General features: G+C 64.2%; 1 pseudogene. It reads right to left on the bottom strand.

What is annotated here, in order from left to right:
• Positions 1 to 603, bottom strand: a pseudogene (locus NKH41_RS34360) (recombinase zinc beta ribbon domain-containing protein); the annotation flags it as partial.

Here is a 603-nt window from a genome sequence, read left to right as displayed (position 1 = left end):
CTCGATGGCGTCGTCGACGCGTAGTCCACCGAAGGCGATGCAACGCGGCTCGCCATTGTCAAGCAGACCACGCCAGCAGGAATAGTGCGGAATGTTGTGCTTGGTTTCCGTGTAGCGGACCGTCAGCTTGCGGCCGCAGCGCCGGCAGCGGACAAGGCCGGCGAGCAGAGCGTCGCCATGCTTGGGCGCTCCGTGATGCCGGCTTGTGGGCACGTTGTCGCTCACCATCTTGCGGATCGCTTCCGCCCTTTCCCAGCCGACGTAGCCTTCGTGTGCACCCGGGATCAGCGCCAGCCATTCATCACGCGCCTTACGGCGGCTGCGCGAGCGAATGGCTGTTGCATCATATCCCGACGCAGCACAGGCAAATCCAGCCCATGTTCGAGGAACCAGAGCAGGGCCTGGGGGCCACTGCCGAGTTCCGCCACCTTGTCAAACACAAGGGTGATGGCCTCCTGCATGCGACGGTCGGGATCCTTCTCCCGCCGGTCGCCGATCTTCACGAAGCCGACCGGAGCAGCGACGACGAGTTCACCGCGCCGGGCCTTCTCATAGCGGGCCGACAAGGAGCGCTGACGCAGAAGATCGAGCTCATACTCGTTG

The organism is Mesorhizobium sp. M1169, assembly GCF_040318345.1.
In the GTDB taxonomy this organism is placed as follows: domain Bacteria; phylum Pseudomonadota; class Alphaproteobacteria; order Rhizobiales; family Rhizobiaceae; genus Mesorhizobium.
The sequence above is the reverse complement of the archived record's forward strand: the minus strand, read 5'-3'. Positions and strand labels throughout refer to the sequence as shown.